General features: G+C 45.1%; 4 protein-coding genes and 1 pseudogene (1 of these 5 running past the window's edge). 1 reads left to right on the top strand and 4 read right to left on the bottom strand.

Annotated elements, in window-relative coordinates:
* Positions 1-229 precede the first annotated feature (229 nt).
* On the bottom strand, positions 230-2,047 hold the full coding sequence (locus tag QVO97_RS00575) for an aminopeptidase P family N-terminal domain-containing protein (RefSeq protein WP_022358502.1): 1,818 nt from the start codon (positions 2,045-2,047) through the stop codon (positions 230-232).
* Positions 2,048-2,175: 128 nt separating this feature from the next.
* Positions 2,176-3,747: an AbgT family transporter gene (locus QVO97_RS00570; RefSeq protein WP_022358501.1), complete on the bottom strand. Its 1,572-nt coding sequence runs from the start codon at positions 3,745-3,747 to the stop codon at positions 2,176-2,178.
* A 184-nt stretch (positions 3,748-3,931) separates the two neighbouring features.
* Here QVO97_RS00570 and QVO97_RS00565 point away from each other — a divergent pair, with 184 nt between their 5' ends.
* The gene (locus tag QVO97_RS00565) at positions 3,932-4,945 is read left to right on the top strand and encodes a LacI family DNA-binding transcriptional regulator (RefSeq protein ID WP_022358500.1); all 1,014 of its coding nucleotides are present in this window, start codon (positions 3,932-3,934) and stop codon (positions 4,943-4,945) included.
* 180 nt (positions 4,946-5,125) lie between these two features.
* Here QVO97_RS00565 and gyrA read toward each other — a convergent pair whose 3' ends face one another.
* Both gyrA and gyrB read right to left on the bottom strand, forming a co-directional pair.
* The gene (gyrA, locus tag QVO97_RS00560) at positions 5,126-7,651 is read right to left on the bottom strand and encodes a DNA gyrase subunit A (RefSeq protein WP_022358499.1); all 2,526 of its coding nucleotides are present in this window, start codon (positions 7,649-7,651) and stop codon (positions 5,126-5,128) included.
* Between the two features lie 46 nt (positions 7,652-7,697).
* A pseudogene (gene gyrB, locus QVO97_RS00555) lies at positions 7,698-8,576 on the bottom strand (DNA topoisomerase (ATP-hydrolyzing) subunit B) (it continues 1,057 nt past the right edge of the window).

Below are 8,576 nucleotides of genomic sequence, written 5' to 3'. Positions count from 1 at the left end.
GAATCACGCGCCAAGTCTCACGGATGTTCGACTTGAATTTATTTCTATCTATTCAGGAGGTATTATATTGTTACAGTTCAGCCATGACATCTTCTTGTTTCCATATTCATGAACACAAGAAGCACGGTGGGTCCACCATATGCTGATTTGGATAAAAAGTGCTTATGCAAGCAAGCTTGCAGCACACTTTCTCATTCAAACCAGCGCATGGCTGAACTGTAACATCATATTATCTTGAAATTTCTCTTGTCACGTGTTTTAACCACTCTTTTTCTTCGTCATTCATGTACGGAGAAATGGTTTCGTATACGTCTTTATGGTATGTATTTAAACGCTCGATATCCGCGTCATCCATGAAACGTATATCCAGTGCCTCTAAGTCAATCGGCGCCTTGGTCAGGAATTCGAACTTCAGGAACTGTCCGTACTCATTCTTCTCATCCTCGACACATAAGATCAGGTTCTCTGTTCTGGTTCCGAAATCGCCTGCAAAGTACAGACCCGGCTCATCGGAGCAGATCATGCCCGGCTCGATCACAGCGCTGTCCTGACGCTCCGGAACAACTTTCCAGCGCAGTCCGTTCGGTCTCTCATGTACGTTAGAAAGATATCCTACACCATGTCCGGTACCATGGGCAAAATCAAGACCACGTTTCCAGAATGCTTCACGGATGGTGTAGTCTAAGTTGATTCCCCGGCAGCCGTGAAGGAACTTCATGGTTGATACCTTCAGCATAGCGGCTGCTACGATTGTGTAGTACTCTTTTTCCTTCTCGGTCAGAGGTCCTAACGCATAGGTTCTTGTGATATCAGTAGTTCCCTCTAAATACTGTCCGCCGGAATCTACCAGCAGAAGACCTTCCGGTTTTAATTTCTTGCATACCTCATCGCTTGGATGATAATGGCACATTGCTGCATTTTCCTTGTAAGCTGCAATGGTTACGAAACTTGGCTCGATATAGTTGCCCTGCTCTGCTCGCAGTTCTTCAATTTTATGAGCCGCTGTCATCTCTGTCATATCGCAGGTTCCGATGGTATGCTTCAGCCAGTACATAAACTTGGTAACAGCTATACCATCTTTTAAATGGGCCTTACGCATATTTTCGATCTCGGTCGCATTCTTAACAGCCTTCATGGTCGCACAAGGATTCATCTCGTCTATGATGCGGCAGGAAGCATCAATGCTCTCGCATACAGCAAAGCTTGCTTTCTTGCGTTCCAGAAGAATCTTCTCATTCTTCAGGGCTGCCACATCCTGTAAGAATTCCGCATACTCTTTTACCTGAACCTTTGCCTCAGCTAAAGCCGCACAAACCTCTTTTCCCATCTTAGTATCTTCTTTGATGGCTTCTTTCTGTACGTATAAATAAGCTTCATCCTGTGTAATAAGTGCGTAGGACAGGAATACCGGGTTATTTACAATATCGTTTCCACGAAGGTTGAATAACCATGCGATTTCATCCAGAGCCGTCATCAGATGAATCTGTGCTTTATTTTTCTTCATGGCATCACGAAGATCTGAAAGTTTCTCTACGGTGCTCTTTCCGGCATATTTTACATCCAGGCTCCAGATAGGCTCGCAGGACATAGCCGGACGGGAAGTCCAGATCTCACCTACCAGATCCTTGCTGCAGTTGATTGTTACATTTTTTTCCTGCAGTAAGTTCTGAAGACCATAACCCAGCTCAGAGTTTACAACACGGCCATCAAATCCAAGGCATCCATCAACCGGAAGCTCCTCCTCTAAAAACTCGTCCAGAGTCGGGAATTCAGGTTCACCCATGCGGTATAATTTGATCTCACTGCCTGAAAGCTGCTCTTCTGCCTGTACAAAGTATCTTCCGTCTGTCCAGAGTCCGGCTTTGTCCATAGTGATAACAGCCGTTCCAGCGGTTCCGTTGAAACCGGTCAGGAAGTGACGGCATTTAAAGAATTCGCCTACATACTCAGATTCATGAAAATCCGCAGTCGGAACCAGGTATGCATCGATTCCCAGTTCTTTCATGCGATCTCTTAATTGTCCAATTTTTATATTTGTCTGGTTCATTATTTCCTCCTTCATGCAATTTTTTTGAAAAAATATGTACTCCTGGAATGTCTATGCATTCCGCATAAAACATTCCCAGAGTACATCTTAATTCTAGTTATTTAAATTATCGTAACGATTCAGCCCCATTAGCCAAGAAACATTCCAACGCCCGGTCCTAACGGAAGGTTAAGTACGATCCATAATACTAACAGGATACTCCATCCAATCAGGAAGCAGATACTGTACGGAAGCATGGTGGAAACCAGAGTTCCGATACCAGCCTCTTTATCATATTTCTTCATGAATACGATAATCATTGCGAAATAGGACATCATCGGAGTGATAACGTTTGTACAGGAGTCACCGATACGGTAAGCAACCTGAGCGAACTCCGGTGTGTAACCTAACAGCATGAACATCGGTACGAATACAGGCGCGATCAGAGCCCATTTTGCAGATGCAGAACCCATAAACAGGTTGATGAAGGCTGCAAAAAGAACGAATAAGATCATGGTCGGGATAGTTCCAATACCAGAGCTTCTAAAGAACTCAGCTCCCTTTAATGCAAGGATCGTTCCTAATTTGGTATAACCAAAGAAGTTAATAAACTGTGCTGCCACAAAGGTCAGAGCGATGTAGGAGCTCATGGTTCCCATGGCACGTCCCATAGCGTTGCAGACATCCTTCTCTCCGTGATATACACCAGTCATATGACCATATACAACAGACGGTACGAAGAAAAGTACAGTGATAATCGGGATGATGCCCTCCATAAACGGAGAGTTTCCTAACAGTGTTCCATCCTCAGCTCTCATAACAGAGTTAGCCGGGAGACAGAAAGCTACCAGAACCAGAATCATAACCAGTAAGGTTAAACCAGCTACTTTCAGAGCTTTTCTTTCCTGGTCGTTTAATTTATATTCAGAGCTTGTTTCATTCTCTTCCCCATTGCCGTGATACTCACCAAAACGCGGTGCAACGACTTTCTCAGTGATGATAGTACCTAAGATTGTGATCAGGAAGGTAGATACCATCATGAAGTACCAGTTTCCGGTCGGCTCAACTACATAAGTCGGGTCTACCATCTTTACAGCCTCGTTGGTAATACCGCAAAGAAGCGGATCCAGAGTACCGATTAATAAGTTTGCAGAGAAACCACCGGATACACCTGCAAATGCTGCTGCCATACCAACTACCGGATGACGATTGTATGCCATAAACATCAGTGCAGCAATCGGAATCAGAACGATGTATCCAACTGCGTCAGCCAAGTTGGACATAACGCCTAAGAATACGATCATCGGAGTAATTAACTTAGCCGGAGTAACCTCTACAGCAGACTTTAATGCGCCTCCGATTAAACCACTGTCCTCCAGAAGTCCGATACCAAACATAGCTACCAGGACAACTCCCAAAGGAGCGAATCCTGTAAAGTTAGTGATTGCATGTGTCAGCATGTACACAAGCCCCTCACCATTCAAAAGGCTGACAGCCTGAACCGTCTGAGTCTCTACGACTCCCTTAGAACGGTTAACCAGTTCACCTGTTGCCGAAACTCCAGCCATCTCACAGACAGCAGAAAGAACGATAACAAAGAGAACTAAAATTGCAAAAATAGAAATCGGATGCGGAAGTTTATTTCCAACTTTCTCAATTCCGTTCAGCCAGCGGTTTAATAACGAAGGCTTATCTTTTGCTTGTTCGTTTGCTTTTCCCATTTTTTCCTCCATTCCTAACTTATACGTATAAGTGAATTTTGTATTGTTAGAATATCACAAAAGGATCGGCATTTCAATTGTTTTTTTAGCAATATTAAATTATTGTGTATTTTAGTGAATTTCTATAGACATTTTTAGAGAAATTTAATAAACTGTAAAAGTGTTATAAGGAGTCTACAAAATTATGAAAAAAAATGTTACTGCAAAAGACATCGCAAAACTCTGCGGAGTCTCTCAGGCGACTGTATCTTATGTAATCAATAATCGCCAGAATCAGAAGATCAGTGAGGAAACCAGACGCAAGGTTTTAGATGCCGTTGAAACACTTCACTACTATCCCAATGCTTCCGCCAAAAGCATGCGAACCAAAAACTGCACGTCCATCGGAATTGTATGTGCAAAGGATTACAGCCGCCAGGCTTTCTTAAATGCTTTTACCGGAATCAGCCAGTACCTGTCCCAGATCGACTATACCATCACGATTTTCAATGAAATGGATGATATAGATTCTTCTCCGGATTATGTCAAAAGCTATTATTCCAGCGTGATCGATGGACTCATTTTTATTTCCAACGATGATCACGCTGCTTTTACAAAACCGGCCGATGAAAATCATATTCCCTATGTGGTTATCTGTATGGACGGAGTTTTCTCAAAAAAAACACCGTTCCCCCATGCATTTGAATATGCCCTGCAGGAATGTGCCTCCTTCTGTCTGGAAAAGGGAATCCGCGAAGTGCGGTATTTTTCCATCAGCAATGACGGTCTTTTAGTTAATAATAAATATCCGCTTTTTGAATCCCTGCTTCGCCGGACGGCACCGAACTGCCATCTGGAGCACGTGATCTGCCCTATCAAGGATCGTGATCTGATTCATTTGCAGCAATTTTTAGCTAAATACATGGAAAACCGCAGTTTTGATCTTGCCATTTCTCAAAACTACGACATTGGACTGCTGCTGCAGCGTGAAATATTAAAAACAGGCTTTTCCATCCCTCAGAGAATTCGGCATATCTTCCTGAATGAAGTAAACTTTTACGAAATGGATTATCCATCCATCAGCGGTATTGATATTCCTTACGATCAAATGGGCGAATATGCTGCCAAACTTCTTCTTGCTATGATCGAAAACCGTGAATCTGAATTTACCTACCAGGAATTCAAGTGCCGCCTCATTCAGAGAGAAACGACGCTGTGACGCTGTTAAAATACTGCGCCTCATAAAGATCAAAAAGAGAACACCCGCTAATTCCAGTTTATGAATTGCCGGATGTTCTCTTTTTTATGATTTTCTTTTCAAAGATCAAGGATATCTGATCTTTTTTACTTTTTATTCGTTACAGTTTAGCCAAATCAGCTAAAGACTGAACTGTAACTTTTATTCTTCCGTATTCTCAGATTCGGTTTCTTCTCCGTCCTGCTCCTCCAGAAGTTCGTCTTCTTCATCCTCATCCTTGTCGCTCTCCCGCACCTTGGCGATGCTTGCAACTACTATGCCGGATTCAGCATCAATACTCATCAGCTTCACACCGGAGGTATTGCGTCCGATAATCGAGATGTCGCTGACTGCCATCTTGATGATAATGCCTTCATTGGTAATCAGCATGATCTTGCGCTCATTATCTACCAGCTTTGCACCCACCAAATCACCGGTTTTGTCGATGATCTTATAGCAGCGCACGCCCTTGCCGCCACGGTTCTGGGCTGTAAATTCATCAATCGGAGTGCGTTTTCCATAACCATTTTCCGATACTACCAGCAGGCATTCTCCCTGGCTGGCCATCTGCATACCGATGACTTCATCACCTTCATCAAACTTCATGCCGATAACACCCATGGAAACACGGCCTGTCACGCGGACATCGGTCTCATGGAATCGGATACACATACCTTTCTTTGTGATCAGGAAAATATCTTCGGTATTATCGGTAGCCTTAACTTCGATCAATTCATCGTCATCACGAAGTACAATCGCCTGAAGACCGTTCTTGCGGACATTGCTGTATTCCTTCATCGGAGTCTTCTTAACCATACCATTGCGGGTTGCCATGAAGAGATATTTCTCATCATCGATCTCTTTCATAGGAACGATGGATGTGATCTTCTCGCCTGGCATCAGCGGAAGCAGATTCACGATGGCAGTACCTCTGGCAGTGCGTCCTGCCTCCGGAATCTCATATCCCTTCAAGCGGTATACGCGTCCCTTGTTGGTAAAGAACATCACATAATGATGGGTTGTCGTCATCAGCAGATCTTCGATATAATCTTCCTCAATAGTCTGCATGCCCTTGATTCCCTTGCCGCCTCGGTTCTGGCTCTTGAAATTATCGCTGGACATTCTCTTAATATAGCCAAAATTGGTCATGGTCACAACGATATCGTCATCCGGGATCAAATCCTCCGCAGACATATCGTATTCATCATATCCGATGGCGGTACGGCGGTCATCTCCGTATTTATCAGCGATGAGGGAGATCTCCTCCTTGATAACACACAGAAGTTTCTTCTCATCTGCCAGAATCGCTTTCAACTCTGCAATCTTTGCCTCCAGCTCTTTATATTCATTTTCCAGTTTCTCGCGTTCCAAACCGGTCAGAGCACGCAGACGCATATCTACGATGGCCTGTGCCTGTGCATCCGAAAGATCAAAACGCTCCATTAACTGAGCTTTCGCCGCCTGAACATTGGCAGAACCGCGGATGATCTTAATAACCTCATCGATATGATCCAGTGCCTTTAAAAGACCTTCCAAAATATGGGCTCTCTCTTCTGCCTTGTTCAGATCATATTTGGTTCTTCTGGTTACCACATCCTCCTGATGCTTTAAGTAATATTCCAGGATCTGCTGCAGATTTAAGATACGCGGCTCATTCTTAACCAGCGCCAGCATAATCACACCAAAGGTGTCCTGCAGCTGTGTATGCTTCAGCAGACGGTTCATGATGACATTGGCATTCACATCACGGCGCAGTTCAATGCAGATCCGAAGTCCCTCACGGTTGGATTCATCACGCAGATCCGTGATTCCATCAAGCTTTTTATCCTTTACAAGCTCTGCGATCTTTTCGATCAAACGAGCCTTATTCACTGCATAAGGAAGCTCTGTCACGATGATACGGCTCTTGCCATTTGCCATGGCCTCGATATTGTATACAGCCCGTACACGGATCTTGCCGCGTCCGGTTCTGTACGCTTCTTCGATGCCTGCTTTTCCAAGGATGGTTGCTCCTGTCGGGAAATCAGGTCCCTTTACGATCTCCATCAGTTCTTCGATGGTAGTCGGGCGGTCTTCCTCCACCCGGTTGTCTATGATCTTGACAACGGCAGCAATCACCTCACGCAGGTTGTGAGGCGGAATATTCGTTGCCATACCAACGGCGATACCGGTGCCGCCATTTACCAGAATATTGGGAAAACGAGCCGGAAGAACCGTCGGTTCTTTCTCAGTCTCATCAAAGTTCGGCATGAAATCAACGGTATTCTTGCCAATATCCGCCAGCATCTCCATGGAAATACGGCTCAGTCTTGCCTCGGTGTATCGCATCGCTGCGGCGCCGTCGCCGTCCATGGAACCGAAGTTTCCATGTCCATCTACAAGCGGGTAACGGGTAGCCCATTTCTGAGCCATATTAACCAATGCGCCGTAAATGGAGCTGTCGCCGTGCGGGTGATATTTACCCATTGTATCACCGACGATACGGGCGGATTTACGGTGCGGCTTATCCGGACCGTTATTCAGCTCAACCATCGAATAAAGCACTCGTCTCTGCACCGGTTTCAAGCCGTCGCGCACGTCCGGGAGTGCCCGGGCGGCGATAACGCTCATCGCATAATCGATGTAAGACGTTTCCATTGTCTTTTTCAGATCAATGTCATGAATTTTGTCAAATATATTTGGTTCCATCTATACTCCTTTCGTCCTCAAAAGGATTTAAGTGACTTAAATTTAATTAAATATCCAGGTTCTTTACGTACTTCGCATTTGCCTCGATAAACTCACGGCGCGGCTCAACCTGATCACCCATCAGGGTAGCAAATGTCAGATCAACCTCCGAAGCAGTCTCACTGTCGATCTGTACACGGAGAAGAATTCGGCGCTCCGGATCCATGGTAGTCTCCCAAAGCTGTTCCGCATCCATCTCGCCCAGACCTTTATAACGCTGGATCTTATTGTTGTTGTCACGGCCAATCTCAGTCAGAATCGAATTCAGCTCATCATCGCTGTATGCATACCAGACACGCTTATTCTTCTCGATCTTATAAAGCGGCGGCTGTGCCAGATATACATGTCCATCCCGGATCAGATCCGGCATAAAACGATACAGGAATGTCAGAAGAAGGGTACTGATATGAGCACCGTCCACATCGGCATCGGTCATGATAATGATCTTGTTGTAACGAAGTTTTGAAATATCAAAATCTTCATGAATACCGGTACCAAATGCCGTGATCATCGCACGGATCTCCGCATTGCCGTAAATTCGATCCAGTCTTGCTTTTTCTACGTTTAAGATCTTGCCTCGAAGAGGCAGAATAGCCTGATTGGATTTATTTCTAGCCTCTTTCGCAGAACCACCCGCGGAATCTCCCTCTACGATGTAGATCTCGCAGTTTTCCGGATTCTTGTCGGAACAGTCGGCTAATTTTCCTGGAAGCGCCATGCCGTCGAGCGCTGATTTACGTCTCGTCATCTCGCGCGCCTTGCGGGCTGCGTCGCGGGCTCTCTTGGCAAGAATTGATTTCTCACAGATGATCTTGGCAACCGCTGGATTCTGCTCCAGGAAATATGTCAGCTGCTCGCTCACGATCGCATCGACCGCCGCTCGGGC

The organism is Clostridium sp. CAG:43, assembly GCF_000434655.1.
Classification (GTDB): domain Bacteria; phylum Bacillota; class Clostridia; order Lachnospirales; family Lachnospiraceae; genus Otoolea; species Otoolea fessa.
This window is presented reverse-complemented; position numbering and strand designations above follow the sequence as displayed.

Excerpts from the sequence above, each read along its gene's own strand:
- QVO97_RS00575 (WP_022358502.1), bottom strand. The coding sequence starts at position 2,047 with ATGAACCAGACAAATATAAAAATTGGACAATTAAGAGATCGCATGAAA.
- QVO97_RS00570 (WP_022358501.1), bottom strand. The coding sequence starts at position 3,747 with ATGGGAAAAGCAAACGAACAAGCAAAAGATAAGCCTTCGTTATTAAAC.
- QVO97_RS00565 (WP_022358500.1), top strand. The coding sequence starts at position 3,932 with ATGAAAAAAAATGTTACTGCAAAAGACATCGCAAAACTCTGCGGAGTC.
- gyrA (WP_022358499.1), bottom strand. The coding sequence starts at position 7,651 with ATGGAACCAAATATATTTGACAAAATTCATGACATTGATCTGAAAAAG.